Genomic DNA, 15,188 nt, shown 5'->3' with positions numbered 1-15,188 from the left:
AATGATTCACGGAGCGACCATTTTGATTGCAGCAAATACGGTAACTTGTTGAGGAAATTTAAGATATGAACGCGATCTACGTTGAAGACTATAGTGCCTGGCCCAATCTAGGCTATGGCGAATTAGAAGACCCTCAGGTACAACCAGGCCATGTGGTGGTGGATGTGAAGTATGCCGGGGTGAATTTTCCGGACATGCTCATTGCCAAAGGGTTGTATCAGTTCAAGCCTGACCTGCCTTTTTCTCCTGGGGGAGAAGTGTCAGGAGTGATCAGTGAAGTAGGAGAGGGTGTTCAGCATCTTAAAGTTGGTGATCGCGTTATTGGAGCCAATTCTCACGGCGGGTTTGCTGATAAAGTATTACTTCATGCCGGCAGTGTCTATTCGATTCCGGAGGCGGTAGATATGAAAGCCGCTTCATGTTTGCTGGAAACCTATGCCACAGCCATTCATGCCTTGAAAGACCGGGCAAATGTGAAAGAAGGTGAAAAATTATTGGTTTTAGGAGCAGCGGGCGGAACCGGGATTGCTGCCATCCAGGTAGGGAAAGCCATGGGAATGGAAGTCGTTGCGGCATGTTCTACGCAGGAGAAGATCGATCTGTGTTTGCAGAATGGTGCCGATGCCGGTATCAACTATACCGAAAAGTCATTGAAAGATGAATTGAAAGTATTGGGAGGCGTAGATGTGATCTTTGATCCGGTTGGCGGAGAATACGCTGAAGCAGCATTTCGTGGTATCAAACCGGGAGGAAGACATTTAGTGATTGGATTCACTGCAGGAAAAATTCCAGCATTGCCCTGGAATTTGGCGCTATTGAAACAAGCGGCCATCGTTGGGGTATTCTGGGGTGGTTTTTGGCGCGTCGATCCGAAAGGAAACTATAAGAACGTGATGCAACTCCTACAATGGATGGGAGAAGGCAAAATTACGCCACAAATCACCGAGGAACTTCCGTTATCCGAAGCAGCCAAAGCCCTTCAGAAGATCGAAAACCGGGAAGTAAAGGGTAAGATTGTGTTGAAGGTAAACTAGATGTCACATTTCGAGAGCCTCAATGTGACAGATATTTACACCATCTTCTGTCGCTTGATCAGATAAGCACTTAATACCTTATCGAAGGTGTCATCGGTATTCGTTTCAACCAGGTCTACTTTTAGCTGTCCGCACCGAAGTTTCACATTCTCAAAGAATTCAGTCATGGCTTCCTTATAGCTTGATTTGATCAACGCAGGATTAATTTTCACCGATTCGTTCGTTTCCAGGTCCACAAACTGATAAGGGCGGTCCTTGAATTCGAATTCTTTTTCAGTCTTATGGTCGTTGACGTGGAATAAAACGACCTCATGTTTGCGGTGCTTCAAATGTTGCAAGGCAGTGAACAATTCCTCCAAATCATTACCTGCCTGGAACATATCAGTGAAGATGATCACCAGCGATCGCTTATGAATTTTGTCTGCCACACGGTGCAGTACGGATGCAATATCTGAAGTTTCACTTTTAGTTGGCGGCGTATCCAACCAGGGCGTAAGAATGTTTAGCAGGTTATTCAGGTGTATCCTCGTTGATTTTTGTTCCGTCTGCACATCAATTCCTTCCGAAAACGCTGTTACTCCAACCGCATCTCTTTGCTTCACCAGGAGGTAGGCCAAGGCTGCAGCAGCATAAATGGAGAACCTGATTTTATCATTTTCCGGGGCCGGATAGTACATGGAAGAACTCGTGTCGATGACCAAATGAGCTCTGAGATTGGTTTCTTCCTCGTATTGTTTAGTATAAAGTCGGTCTGTACGAGAAAAAAGTTTCCAGTCAATATGGCGCGTGCTTTCACCATAATTGTAGAGTTTATGCTCTGCAAATTCAACTGAAAATCCGTGATATGGAGACTTGTGCAAGCCAGTAATAAATCCCTCTACTAGCTGTCTAGCAAGGAGTTCCAAACTTTCGAACTTCCTGATCTCCGTTATGTTCACTTTGAATTCTGTTTAATGAATGGATTGTTTTATTGAACGATATTAAGCATTTTTCGACTATTGCTTAAATGGCTTTACACGAAATAGGTTGATTTATGTTTGTATTTTCCAAAATGGAAATACTATCTTTAGATTGATTTTTTAATAACATTGCGAAGTTAATTTTTTTAGTTTCGACCAAATCCGGCAATTACGGTGGAAGACAATAAGGATAAAAGTAGAGATGAAATCTACTCCGAAAGGGTACGCGCTGGCAAGAGAACATACTTTTTCGATGTAAAGTCAACAAGATCTAACGATTATTATCTGACGATCACAGAAAGCAAACGACGCTTCAAGGACGATGGATTTGTCTATGAGAAGCATAAAATCTTTCTGTACAAGGAAGACTTTAACAAATTCATGGATGCACTAAATGAAACGGTCAACCACGTTAAAAACGAGTTGTTACCAGATGTGGATTTCAGTGAATTTGATCGTGAAGATGAAGTACGCGAACAAGTGGCTGTCAATGAAGACACAGAATTGAAGTGGGATTAACCTGAACTAACCAAAATCTATATAGATGCCCCTTTCAATTTGATTGGGGCTTTTTTCTGTCTTTCAGAAAATACGAAACTTTCGAAGTTTTGGTGATTGAGTTCATTGGTTATTTACTTCTCTGCTATTAAGATGATCATTGCAACGCTCACGATACCAATCGGGAGGTGACATTGGAGGTTTTACGGACTCAATTCTCAAATGCAAATTAGAATCATAACTTTCTCCTCAGTCCCGGTTGAGGAATCGGACTCAATCCCGGCTGATTTTCCAGCATTTTCTTGAGCGTATCCAATTGCATAGAAAGGCTGTCGATCTGTCCATTAAGAATATCCAGGCTCAAGGTTTTATTGCTAATCCCAATCAGAGAATCGATCTGAACATCGATCTTTTTGGTGATCGTATCAGCCATCCTGATTCTTCTACTGATTGTGTCAAGTTTGAATAAAAGCATTCTCACAGAATCCCTGTAAGCCGGGTTGAAGACTGTCGAATCGAGTTGATCGATTTTCGCTAAAGGATATTCGATGTTTTTCTTGAAATAGGCGAGCTTGAATTCGGCGACTTTTTCTACGTCGTTCTCGATATCTTCGGGTATATCGGGGACCTCAATTTTTTTGTCGTAGGTGAAGATGAAATTCACATTACTTGCCAGACGTTGTACTCGTTCAGATTCTGAAATTAGATACCCTCCGTAGGCAAGACCAAACAGTAGTACGAGGAGCGCTACAGGCCATAGGTAATAGTATTTTCTAAAATCTGGAAACATGAGTACGCTGGATGCTTGCAGCTAAAAATAAGAATTATCTTGTACATTGTACACAACCTACATAAATATGTGCGATGAATCCTGATCTGAGCAAGAATTTTCAAGCAATTGGGGCCGAAATGCAATGGCTTTCTCAACTGATAGAGTCAAGGATCAATCATTATTTCAAGACTTCCGATGACCTGCCTGCGATTGAAGAAATCACTCCTCCTCCGTATGCTGAAGGTGCCTTTTTACACCAATTCATTGCTGAATTAGCGCTTTCCAGATCAGAAAGAATGGTACTAGCCCTGGCACTGGCGCCACACGTCAGTCCTCAGGTACTGGATACGTTTTTCATTAAGAATAAAAATTTTGATCGAGGGTTTACTGAATTCGGAGGGATCAAAGGAGTAAATCATGGAGGGTTCTTGCCTACCGGCGAGACGGCTTTGTTTCTCTTGGCCGGTGATGACATTCAGGGACGGGTGCTGTCCAATGAGATCCTTGCTCCTGCAGGTAAACTCCGCGCCAGGGGTGTAATCGAATATGGCAAAGTGCCGGATGGGGAACCGCATGCCAGTGGCTTGTTATTGCTGGACAAAGAGTACGTGGACTATCTGACAGCAGGTAAGCCTTATGAACCCGAGATGAATCACGAGTTTCCTGCGAAAAAGATTACGACTTCTTTGGAATGGGATGATCTGGTATTGAATGAAGAGACCTGGGATTCAATCGCGGAGATCAGAACCTGGCTTGAGCATGAAGAACTGCTCATGCAAGATTGGGGACTTGGACAGAAGGTAAAGGCGGGCTATAGGTGCCTGTTTTATGGACCTCCCGGAACAGGAAAAACAATAACAGCTACGTTGTTAGGTAAGGCCACAGGAATGCCAGTCTATCGTGTGGACCTGAGTTTGGTCGTGTCAAAATACATTGGAGAGACGGAGAAAAACCTGTCCAAAGTTTTTGAAGTGGCTGAGAGCAAAAAATGGATCCTGTTCTTCGATGAAGCAGATGCGCTATTCGGAAAACGAGTACAAGCCAATTCTTCCAATGATCGATTTGCGAATCAGGAAGTAGCTTTTTTGCTGCAGAGGATCGAAGATTTCAATGGCCTGGTCGTACTGGCCTCCAATCTTAAAGGAAATATTGATGAAGCCTTTGCCCGGAGGTTTCAATCCATGATCTATTTCCCGTTGCCGGATAAGGATGAAAGAAGGTCGCTGTGGGACTTTTATTTCAACAGTCAGGTGCCCAAATCAGCAGAGATCGATTTTGATCATCTTGCGGAGGAATATGAAGTGACCGGAGGAAATATTGTCAATGTGTTGCGCTATAGCTGTATCAAGGCAGTGACCAGTCCGGAGAAGCAGATCATGCAAGGCGATATTGTGGCGGGATTGAAAAGGGAGTTCAGGCAGTTAGGAAAAACAATTTGATTTTTGTTTCCAGTTCCATGTATGATTACTTCGTTTTTGCAATTTATTTTCCTTCGTTTTAGGTTTCAAGTTTTTATGTAAGGAACTACCATTTAGTTTGGATATAATATTGCCTTTGTTGGCAAATGAATTTTCTTCTTGTTTATGCTAGAGGAATTTCCAGAAACTACAAAGCAGGAACTAATCAGGCCTTATGCTGCATCGCTTTCGCACCCATCACATCCGCTTCTTTCTCTAACGAAGCACTATCATTGACAGCTACACCATTTACGGAAGTGGTTGGCTGAACACGACCTTGCTTTTGCTGCACCGTGTGCCAGGCTTCATGAGCCAGGTGTTTTTCTTGTCCGGGACCCAAATGAATGCTGGAACCTTGCGCATAAGCATGCGCCCCCACGGAAGCAGGTTTAGCAGAATTGTAATGAACTTTCACATCCGACATGTCCATGCCCGAAAGATTCTCAATACCTGACTTAAGGTCGTCTGGCATGCCCGTTTTATTATCGACTTTTTGGATGGCCTCCGCTTGTGCTTGCTGACGAGCACTGCGGTCTATTTTCATTTGGAGCTCCGAATTAGGATTGTTGCCCACTTCTTGTGAAGCAGGTTTACGTGTTCTTGACTCCTGAAAAACGGATGATTTTGAATCCATGTTTGAGCAATTTAACGATTCGTTGTGTTTAAGTCAAGTTTTCATCAAGTCCATGCGGCATACATGTGGCTGTACTATTGTATTTTTAGCAGATGTCATGGAGTGAAATCGTCAACGCGCCAGAATACGTGGTGCTGGTCCTGGTATTCAATGTTTGGTTGTGTGAATGGCTGTGTCGAAACACCCGGTTAAAGGTGGTCAGTTCTTCACTGCTGGTGATCATATTGACTGCCATCATGGCCAATTTGAAAATCGTTCCTTCTGCCAGTAATCCAAGTGTGGTCTATGATTTCATTTTTCAATACATCGCGCCATTGAGTATTTTCTTTCTGCTATTGGGAGTAAAACTCATCGATGTGAAGAAAGCTGGAGTTCCCATGACCATTGGCTTTGCATTAGGAGCGTTAGGAACACTGGTTGGTAGTTTGGTGTCCATCTGGGTATTCGATGGAGAGGAACTCTTTGGAGATAAGTTTTACGCCATTGGCGGGATGATGACCGGAACCTATACTGGAGGAAGCGTCAATTTCAATGCGATTGCCTTGCATTACGATGTGGTTCGGGATGGAGCTATATTTATTGGTGTGGTGGTTGCGGATAATATTTTGACCGCCTTGTGGATGGTAGTGACCATTTCTGCTCCTGGACTGTTGAGAAAGTATTTTCCAGACCGGGAATCGAAAGCTGAAAACAAAGAACTGGCTACTTTGAGTGAAACCGAGTCGATCGATCCGCTTTCTATGGCTGCGTTGATCGTTTTAGGATTGGGTACGGTCTTGCTATCCAATTACCTCCAGGGACTCACCACCATTCCTTCGGTGCTCATTTTGACCACCATTGCTTTGATCCTGGCGCAAACGAAAGTCATTCAACAATTGGCGGGTGCTCAGGTGTTGGGATTGCTATCCGTATATTTATTTCTGGCAGTGGTAGGTGCCTTTTGTGAGATCGGAGCATTGGCAGATGTAGGAGACAAGGCCATTTCCATTTTTGGTTTCACCGTTCTGATTATCATCATTCATGGACTGGTGATCTTTGGCGTTGGCAGACTATTCAAACTAGACTGGAGTTTGTTGTCAATCAGCTCGCAAGCCAATATTGGTGGAGCATCTACGGCCCTTGCATTATCCAGGAGTTTGAAGCGCGAAGACCTCTTGTTACCCGCCATCTTGATGGGAACCGTAGGCGCCGCATTGGGCACCTACCTTGGTTTTTTTGTGGCTTATGTGTTGCAGTAGTGCCCGTCTCTTTAGCATCCAGGGTTATGCTTCTTCAGAGTCACTCGACGAGAACTCTGAGAAAATAAAAAGTCATCCCTTTTCAAGGATGACCTATCATTCTTATGACCTCCTCAGAATCAATGATCCCAGAAATGGAGGTTGAGAACTAAACTTAAGCTTCTAATGCGGCAACTCCGGGAAGCACTTTGCCTTCCATGTATTCGAGTAAGGCTCCGCCTCCTGTAGATACATAAGAGACATCATCTCCGTATCCCAGGTTATTGACTGCAGCGGCCGAATCACCACCACCAATGAGTGAGAAGCCGCCATTCTTTGTGGCTTCTACGACAGCTTGTGCGACTTTATTGGTTCCACCAGCGAAGTTGCTCATTTCGAATACACCCATCGGGCCATTCCAAAGGATCGTTTTTGATTCCTTGATCAGGTTGGAAAATACTTCAGAGGATTCTGGTCCCAGATCCAGTCCCATCCACCCATCGGAGATGCTGAAGTTATCTGCCACTTGTGTATTGGCGCCATTGTCAAAAGCGTCGGCAATTACCGAATCTTTAGGTAATTCCAGGTTCACGCCTTTTTCTTTGGCCTTGCTGATCAATTCCTTTGCAAGATCTAGCTTGTCTTCTTCCACCAGAGAGTTTCCGATTGAGCCGCCTATGGCTTTAAAGAACGTATAGGACATGCCGCCACCTATGATCAGGTTGTCCACTTTGTCCAGCAGTCTTTCAATGATCAGGATCTTATCAGAGATTTTCGCTCCACCCATGATTGCAGTGAAAGGACGCTCAGCATTGTCAAGTACTTTCTTAGCATTGTCGAGTTCCGCGCTCATCACATACCCACAGCATTTTTCGTTAAAGTGCTTAGCAACAATAGTTGTAGAAGCATGGGCTCGGTGAGCGGTGCCAAAAGCGTCATTCACGTAGATGGTTCCTAATTTGGCCAGGGATGCAGCAAAGTCTTCATCGCCTTTTGTCTCTTGTTTGTAAAAGCGTACATTTTCCAATAGTAGTACGTCGCCACCGGACAAAGCTGCAGCCTTTTCTTCGGCTTCTGCACCAATGCAATCACCCGCGAACTGAACGTCTACGCCCAATTTTTCCGAAAGATTAGGAATGATGTGCTTGAGAGAATACTTTTCTTCTGGTCCTTCTTTTGGACGGCCGAGGTGACTCATCAAAATAGCTGATCCTCCATCAGCGATGATTTTCTTAATGGTCGGGATGGCCGCTTTGATACGTGTTTCATCGGTCACCTCAAACGATGCATTCAAGGGAACATTAAAGTCCACACGGATCAGTGCTTTTTTCCCGCTGAAATTAAAATCATCTATCGTCTTCATCTCAAAAATGGTTTGTTCATTGAAAATGTTGCACGAAAATGAGTGCTTTTATCTAAACGCCAAAAGGATCAATGTGAATTTTTGATGAAATCGAAATGAAAAGGTTTTCCGTCTGGTGCCTTATTTCGCTGCGGCCCTTTCCAGCCGGTCATTGATGGCTCTGCCCAGTCCATGATCCGGGACCTGCTCAGCAAGTATGACATCCACATGATCCGTATCAAGTTCTCGCAGGGCTTTGAAAAGATTTGCCGCTGCTTCCTGCATATCACCAGTAGTAGAAAGTGTCACTTGAGGGAAATTCCCATACTTTTTATCAAAGGCAATGATCCCGATTTGCTGATCCCGATGTTCGTTGATCAAGGCTTCAATCTCACCTAAAATTACTGGTTTACCAGGCGAATAATGTGATTTGAGCATGCCCGGTGCTTGTGGGTTAGAACTTTTATTCAGGTTTACTTTGACAGGGCCGATCACTTTCTGGATTTCTTCCAGAGGGAGCCCTCCCAAACGGTATACAATGGCGTCTTCTCCTTCAAACCCCACGATACTTGATTCCAGGCCAATGGTACACGGACCTCCATCCAAAATGTAAGGAATATTCGGCCCTAGTTGATCGGCAACATGTTGAGCGGTGGTTGGAGAAACATATCCAAAGGGATTCGCACTAGGAGCAGCCAGTGGAAAGTCCAGTTGTTGTAGCAATTCCAGGGTCAGTGGGTGATTGGGCATGCGCACAGCCACTCGCTCAGAACCTGATGTCAAAAGATCAGGAACGTCCTCTCTTTTGGAAAGGAGTAGGGTTAGCGGACCAGGCCAAAATTTTTCAGCCAAACGTTGGGCCTTTTCAGGAAACGAGTGGACCAGCTTTTCCAACATACGCTCATCTCCAACATGCGCAATCAGCGGATCAAACTTCGGCCTGCGCTTTACGGCAAAGATTTTGGAGATAGTCGTTTCATTCAGGGCATTCCCTGCCAATCCATACACTGTTTCGGTGGGTATGGCTACTAAATCGTTAGCCTTGAGTAACTTAACTGCCGGGTCGATATGTGCGGAGATATCAGCCATGAAAAATCACGCAAGTATCGGTAGATTCCTCAGAACAATTCTAATATCTTTACTACAATCAATGATTTTTCCCCAATGACCAACTCAACCCGAAATATTCTCCGCATCGTTTCTGTCGTTATCGTCGTTTTCGTAGTACTCGAAAAATTCAAAGTACTCCCTGACGTAGGTGTGTACGATTTTTGGTTGATGTTAGTGGCTTACGGCCTACTATTGTTTACTACCCTAAAGCGATAGATCAAAAGAAATATAGTATGGGCCGTCACGCTATGGCTCTCAAAGCCATGCCTTGCCGGCGGCGGGCGTGAATCTTTCTTACTCAATCACGACATTTACCCGGTTCACCCGGCCCTCTTTCAGTTTATCGGTTTTGGAGCCACGCCCATCATTATTCAGATCTCCCTTTCGAGCATCAATGTAGTAGGAGCGAGGTTTCATCTTTTTGAAAATTACCTGCCCTTTTTCGTTGGTCTTTTCGCTAAGGATTGATTTTTTGTCATCAATGTAATCTTCCTCACTGAGGAACAAACGGACCGTCGCATTTTTCACCGCATTGCCTTGTCCATTGATCACGGTGACCTTGAGTTTGGTCGGTAAAAATTTCTGGGCGTAACTGGTTTGAGGAGACAGCACGATACCGAGAAGCATGATCAATTGAATCAATAGTAAGTATTTGAATTTTCGGCTATTCATAAACAGGTTTTAATAAAAAATTAGTCAGTTCTTCGAACGGTCGGTGCGGCTTGTACATCCGGTCCATGTAGTAATTGGCCGTCACTTTCATGTAAGAAGGTTTGGTGCCAACGACGAAATTTTCAATGAGGATGTTGCCAAATTGTTGATCAGCGGGCAGTTCTTCGGTAGCAATGGGTTTGAGGTAGATTTTTTCAATGGTCTCCACGATATTGTCCCGTTCCCTGATCATGACATCCCCATTGGCTTTTTTGTAAGGTAAGTTTTGCAATACGTATGCTGCAAACCATTCTGTCAGAAACTGCAATTCTTCGGCTCCCATATCTGATGAAAAACTGACCGCAAAGGCATTGGAACCTGAGAATTTCAAAACATGGGTAGGCGGATCTTGTTCAATGCCTTTGGTCTTCAATTGAAGAGAGGTGTCGATCAATTCCAGCAGCTCATCTTTCCGACCTTTTTTCCAGGCTTCATATTTCTCAAGAAAGGAACCCGATCGTTTCAGTAGTTTATGAACGAAAACCGGATCAGGAGTTTGTTCCTTGCCAAAAACCCGGTCATATATGTCATCGAAGAAGGCCATAAATAGGACAACACCAATTATCGGATCAAAGTTACCGATCCGTATTGTTCAATGCCCCCGAGTTCGGGTTCTTCAATGCTGGTGAACTTGATCACATATGCATACGTGCCTTCAGGTAAAAGTTTGCCACGGAAAAAACCATTCCATCTGAAGCCAAAATCATCTGAATAATAAACGATTTCACCCCATCGAGAGTAAATAAAGATCTCAAAATTGTCTACGAAATCATTGGGGAAAACGAAGAACTCATCATTTTGATCATTGTTGTTCCCTGGGCTGAAGGCATTAGGCGCACGAACAAACGGCTGGCAATCAATATCCACGGGATTCGATATGGCATCACAACCAATAGCAGGATCGGTGATCCTAACCTGATACAACCCTTCTTGCGAAACATTGATGCTTTCGGTTTGTCCTAATTCTGTTCGGTCGGACCCAAAGAGCCACTGGTAGGCAAAAGGACCACTCGACGTACTTTCAATGACTGCCGTAAGGGTAACTTCACCAAAACAAAGATCTCCTGTTACTTCAATCTCCACCAGTGGTAAAGGATTGATGTTGATTTCAATCATTTCCGTCCGAGGACAGAGTTGATCTCCTGTTGCCGTAATGAAGTACGTACCTTCCAGTGGAATGTCCACTGAAGTGCCAATGCCGATCACTTGGCCATCACTGTTTTGCCAGAAATAGTCAGTGATACCATTGGTCCCCGGCCTGATCTCGGCCTGATCTCGGTTTCCACAAAGTTCCTGGATAGGGTCAAATGTAAAATTGGATCTGGGGAATTCTTCACCCAATTGTACCGAGTCTATCTGAATACAACCTAGTCCGCCAATCTCTTCAATTTGAATCACATAAAGTCCAGTATCGAAATCCAGCAGGTCGGGAAGTGGGAGGGCTACATCATTCAGCGAACGAATTTCCATGCCATCTTCATCTCGTACAGTAATGTTTGCACTGGTAGGCGCATCGCCGGTTACGAGGAGGCCAATATCTCCTTCGGCACCACATCCGGGAATAGCAGATGCTTCCAGATCAAATCGAGCAATATCCTCCACCTGTACAGGTTCATTCGTAATACATCCGGTCACAGTATTGGTGATGTTCAGGGTATAAATTCCTGCATTTAGTCCAGTCAATGGTGCTGGTGTTCCGGGGCCATCAAAAGATTGGTCCGCGATGGCTACCGGACCAGTGAGGTTGTAGACAAAGCTGCCATTGGAGTCGATCGTGAAATTGATTGCTCCGTCATTGGCATCACAGGTGGTAGGCGGTGTGCCAGTAGCCCGGATAATCGGAGATTCAAAAATGGTGATTGCTACCGTATCCCGTGCCACACACCCAGTTACTTCTTCGGTGTATTCCAATGCATAACTGTACACGCCGGGTATACTGGTGTCTATCTCCTGAAAACGAGTATTACTGGCAATAGTGGAGTCACCATCAATGGTCCAGTTGAAATTACCGACGGCATTTTGTGAGTCCAGATCAGGTGCATCGTCATCCTGACAGAAAAACAGGTCTTCCCCAAGGTTCACGGTTATTGCTCCTGCTACTACGCCACTCCTCGGTTCGGATGAACAGCCATCTGCGTTGGTAATGGTTACAGTATATGCTACTGGCTCGGTTACTGAGATCGTTCTGGTGGTCTGATTGGTGGTCAACCCAGACCCGTTGGTTATCGACCAGAGATAGGTCAGGTTTGGATCTTCATCCGGCCATGCTTCTAAGATCACTTCAGGTTCGTCACCACAGAAAGCGACTGTTTCTGGCGTGGTGGGATTCTCTGGTGTAGCAAATACCTCAATATCTTGAACGAATGTAGAGTCATAGCCACACCGATTAAATATTCTCAGCATGATGGTGTGCGGGCCGGTAGTAGAATACGTTACCTGGATCGAATCTCCAACCCCTGATTGAGGACTGGCAAATTCATCAAAGGTCCATTCGAACTCATCAATGATGGAAGTTCCTGTAGCCATGAGTGTGAGAGGCTGACCAAAACAAGCGGATTCTACCGTGAAGCCAGGAGGCTGTAATGGATCACTGACATTTTGCACAAAATTGGGTAATCCCAGTCGACTGATCCTACCGCCCAGGTCCACACCATTTTCCATGAAGTTCGCCAGGTCATCGTCTGCAGATGGGGAATTGATGGCCCCGACGGAAGTAGCATTGTCAATGGCCATGTAAATGACCCCATTGGGCCCGCGCTGAATGGCGCCATACCCACTGCCTTGCGTATAGCCATCAAACTTGGTAGCTTCTATGTCCGCAATTTCATCGTCCGTATCAAGACTGTCCAGGTCGTATTGGATCAACTTGGAGACTGCTCCATTGGTTGTGACGTACATTTTGTCGCCGCCTCCGGAGAATTCAAGGCCGTACAAGGGGGTACTGGCAGGTTCATCTATATTGATGTTTCGAGCATTCGATAATACACCTCTATTGTTATCAAAATCCAGAATGTCCACAGTATTGGCTCCTGGAATCATATTGGCTGCCCGCATGATGCCCGGTTGGAACCTGAGATAACTGGTGGCACTCTGCTCATCCAGAAAGTTAAGGTATTCTCCGGCAGGGGAGTGCACCGTAGCCGTAATCCCAGTTTCGTCGAGGAAATTCGCTTTGAAATTGTTGTTACCGAATTCATGGGTCATGAGCCATCCGTTGGTCCCGAAGTTGGAGCCAGTCACCCGTTCCGTGTTGTAATCAAATAGCCGGATGCCTTTGACAACCACAGAACCGCGGGCACTGTCGTCTTTGATGTCCACAATACTGACCAGCATTTCATTGTCCAGTTCGCCATAGACTTCCTGTGTGGTAAAAACATAGAACAGGGTTTCGTCATCCGGGAAGGGGAGGATCATAGCTGATTGCGCCGCAGTACTGTCTCCACCAATGCTATCACCATTGACCATGATCATGTGTTCTTTGTTCCAGACCGTTTGCCCGTTGGTGTAGAACAGCAGGCTACCGTCGGAATCTGAGATGGTCGCACAACCCTCCGGAGAGTCCATCAGGTTGTCATCTACCAGCGCCATAGGTGGGTTCTGGTTGAAGTCCAGTCCGGCCATTTCTCCGAAATACCATTGGTTGGAGAGTTGGCGTTGAATGCCGTATTCGGTCACCGTAATGGCATCAAAAGTCGTACAGCCATTGGGCAGCGTTACTTCCACCCAATAGGTTCCTGTGGTATCTACTTCAATGGTCTCCGTGGTTTCACCTGTACTCCAGACAATTTGCCCTTGAGGAAGATCCATGCCACTTGGGGTGGGAAGCGTGAGTATTTCATCGATACAGATCGTGGTATCCTGACCGATCATGGCTTCTTCCATATTGGCGAGTACTTCCACGAATTGCGTAGCCACTGAAAAACGCCCATTCAATTCCACAGCCAATGTGACCATGTAACCGCCTGCGGCATCATAGGTATGTACAGGAGCCGGATTTCTGGAGCCGGAACCATCCCCAAAGTCCCAGAAATAATTATGAGGGACCGGATCTACCATCGGGTAGAACTTGGTCGATAAGTTTTCGCAATTGTCGAATTGAGTAAAGGCGACAGAATTGAATCCTGGGAAAAAAGGAGGGGCGAAGGCTGGGAACTGACGGCCCTGGAAGTCGGGCTCCAGCACAATGTTTTCGTAAACGACCGAATCTGCTAGACTGTCGGCACGCGTGAACCGGCCCAGGTTATAAGCTGATCCTGGTGTGTCCTGATACAGGTGTAATATATGGTCATCCAGACCTCTTTTCAAGCCGTAACTCCTGAAGATCGGATTGGCGAAAAGTGGCGACAATACCAGTGAATCAAAATCATATTGATAGACATTGGCATCCAGTCCGGCACTGCCGAATCGTGAGAAATATAATTTGCGACCACTGTTGGACCATTCTACATCGTAGATCGATTCTCCCTGTCCATCATCTACACCCGTCCGGAGGATCTGCTGATTGAAGGCCAGCTCTCCTGTTGCTGCGTCGAAATCAAGGATCGCGACGTTTCTATTAGCGGTTTTTGGGGCGATGGCCAGCCAGGCGGAATCCGCATTGTATGCAAAGTGTGCCACCTCTACATTGGGATAGGCGGGAGAAGTTACTGTGAAAGTTTGTGTGCTGTCAATGCCCGTACTATTGATCGCTGTGACCCGGAAATCAAAGGTGGTTCGGTCTTGCGTGATCAACCAGTATTCATTCCCGTTATTCCCCGCTTCGATAATGATGATGCCTTCTGATGGGTTGGTCAGCCCTGTGGACTGATTGACGGATGTCATTGCTCCGAATGGGAATCGGCCATCGGTAGAATTTCCTTGTATAGAAGCATCGATCTCTGTGAATTGGATCTCATTGGCTCCACCATTACTCGGGTTAGTAAATATGTAATAGAGGTCTCGACTGGAAGGATTAGGAACAACTACCGCAGGTTGGTTCAGTGAAGAGTCGCCATTGAGCGCACTGTAGCCTGCCACCAGTTGATGTGATTGATCAAATACTTGTACCCCGTCGGTATAAAAAAGCAGATTTCCATTGAACTGGTCACTGATTACCGCCGAGCCACCCATTCCGAAGGGCGCAACTTGCCGGTCTTCCAGATGTACGTCCCGACCGTTTTTATCAAATACAAAGTTGTCGGTCGTGTTTCCGAAAAAATACTGCGTGTCCAAAATGCGTTGACCCGAGCCCAATTCGGGGACTGCCAGGATCAAGGTCGTCAGTAAAAGGACTTTTGTCCACCTGTTACATCTCATGCGCTGAATCTGCAAATTCATTGATTGGTAAATGTAGATCATTCAAAAAACAACCCTTTTCCTAATACCCATTAAAAAGAAGTTTCCCTAATTTTTTCTTTTTTGTCTGAGGCTTTACGGTTTTAATTAAAATACTAACGCCAGATGTGACGTTACATT

Annotated in this window: 13 protein-coding genes; 5 read left to right on the top strand and 8 right to left on the bottom strand. The window is 45.4% G+C overall.

What is annotated here, in order from left to right; all coding sequences use genetic code 11:
- Positions 1-65: 65 nt before the first annotated feature.
- Positions 66-1,034 (top strand): NADPH:quinone oxidoreductase family protein, encoded by a 969-nt coding sequence (locus tag R8G66_13240; protein MDW3193330.1) that lies wholly within the window; start codon positions 66-68, stop codon positions 1,032-1,034.
- A 35-nt stretch (positions 1,035-1,069) separates the two neighbouring features.
- Here the strand turns inward: R8G66_13240 and R8G66_13235 are convergent, their stop codons facing one another.
- Positions 1,070-1,972 (bottom strand): DUF58 domain-containing protein, encoded by a 903-nt coding sequence (locus R8G66_13235; GenBank protein ID MDW3193329.1) that lies wholly within the window; start codon positions 1,970-1,972, stop codon positions 1,070-1,072.
- 195 nt (positions 1,973-2,167) lie between these two features.
- Between R8G66_13235 and R8G66_13230 the strand changes: the two genes are divergently transcribed.
- Positions 2,168-2,512 carry a DUF3276 family protein gene (locus R8G66_13230; GenBank protein ID MDW3193328.1) on the top strand — a complete coding sequence of 115 codons (345 nt, stop codon included), beginning with the start codon at positions 2,168-2,170 and terminating at the stop codon, positions 2,510-2,512.
- A 214-nt stretch (positions 2,513-2,726) separates the two neighbouring features.
- Here the strand turns inward: R8G66_13230 and R8G66_13225 are convergent, their stop codons facing one another.
- Complete coding sequence (locus R8G66_13225) at positions 2,727-3,281, bottom strand: hypothetical protein (GenBank protein ID MDW3193327.1); 555 nt, start codon at positions 3,279-3,281, stop codon at positions 2,727-2,729.
- A 74-nt stretch (positions 3,282-3,355) separates the two neighbouring features.
- On the opposite strand from R8G66_13225, the gene R8G66_13220 reads away from it, so the two are divergent.
- Positions 3,356-4,702: an ATP-binding protein gene (locus R8G66_13220; protein MDW3193326.1), complete on the top strand. Its 1,347-nt coding sequence runs from the start codon at positions 3,356-3,358 to the stop codon at positions 4,700-4,702.
- Between the two features lie 184 nt (positions 4,703-4,886).
- On the opposite strand, the gene R8G66_13215 is transcribed toward R8G66_13220, so the two are convergent.
- Positions 4,887-5,354, bottom strand: coding sequence for a DUF4157 domain-containing protein (locus R8G66_13215; protein MDW3193325.1), 468 nt, complete (start codon positions 5,352-5,354; stop codon positions 4,887-4,889).
- A 92-nt stretch (positions 5,355-5,446) separates the two neighbouring features.
- Between R8G66_13215 and R8G66_13210 the strand changes: the two genes are divergently transcribed.
- Positions 5,447-6,592 carry a DUF819 family protein gene (locus tag R8G66_13210; protein ID MDW3193324.1) on the top strand — a complete coding sequence of 382 codons (1,146 nt, stop codon included), beginning with the start codon at positions 5,447-5,449 and terminating at the stop codon, positions 6,590-6,592.
- A gap of 154 nt (positions 6,593-6,746) precedes the next feature.
- Here R8G66_13210 and R8G66_13205 read toward each other — a convergent pair whose 3' ends face one another.
- Entirely contained in the window at positions 6,747-7,934 is a 1,188-nt protein-coding gene (locus R8G66_13205; protein MDW3193323.1) for a phosphoglycerate kinase, read from the bottom strand.
- A 120-nt stretch (positions 7,935-8,054) separates the two neighbouring features.
- Positions 8,055-9,002 carry an L-threonylcarbamoyladenylate synthase gene (locus tag R8G66_13200; GenBank protein ID MDW3193322.1) on the bottom strand — a complete coding sequence of 316 codons (948 nt, stop codon included), beginning with the start codon at positions 9,000-9,002 and terminating at the stop codon, positions 8,055-8,057.
- A 75-nt stretch (positions 9,003-9,077) separates the two neighbouring features.
- Here R8G66_13200 and R8G66_13195 point away from each other — a divergent pair, with 75 nt between their 5' ends.
- The gene (locus R8G66_13195; protein MDW3193321.1) at positions 9,078-9,239 is read left to right on the top strand and encodes a hypothetical protein; all 162 of its coding nucleotides are present in this window, start codon (positions 9,078-9,080) and stop codon (positions 9,237-9,239) included.
- Positions 9,240-9,317: 78 nt separating this feature from the next.
- On the opposite strand, the gene R8G66_13190 is transcribed toward R8G66_13195, so the two are convergent.
- Genes R8G66_13190 through R8G66_13180 form a run of 3 tightly spaced genes read right to left on the bottom strand, consistent with a single transcriptional unit; the run spans position 9,318 to position 15,029 of the window.
- Positions 9,318-9,695 carry a hypothetical protein gene (locus R8G66_13190; protein ID MDW3193320.1) on the bottom strand — a complete coding sequence of 126 codons (378 nt, stop codon included), beginning with the start codon at positions 9,693-9,695 and terminating at the stop codon, positions 9,318-9,320.
- Positions 9,688-10,278 (bottom strand): hypothetical protein, encoded by a 591-nt coding sequence (locus tag R8G66_13185; protein MDW3193319.1) that lies wholly within the window; start codon positions 10,276-10,278, stop codon positions 9,688-9,690. The genes R8G66_13190 and R8G66_13185 overlap by 8 nt, the downstream gene beginning before the upstream one ends.
- Before the next feature lie 17 nt (positions 10,279-10,295).
- Positions 10,296-15,029 carry a PKD domain-containing protein gene (locus R8G66_13180; protein MDW3193318.1) on the bottom strand — a complete coding sequence of 1,578 codons (4,734 nt, stop codon included), beginning with the start codon at positions 15,027-15,029 and terminating at the stop codon, positions 10,296-10,298.
- Positions 15,030-15,188: the final 159 nt, after the last annotated feature.

It is taken from the genome of Cytophagales bacterium, assembly GCA_033344775.1.
Classification (GTDB): Bacteria; Bacteroidota; Bacteroidia; order Cytophagales; family Cyclobacteriaceae; genus JAWPMT01.
The sequence above is the reverse complement of the archived record's forward strand: the minus strand, read 5'-3'. Positions and strand labels throughout refer to the sequence as shown.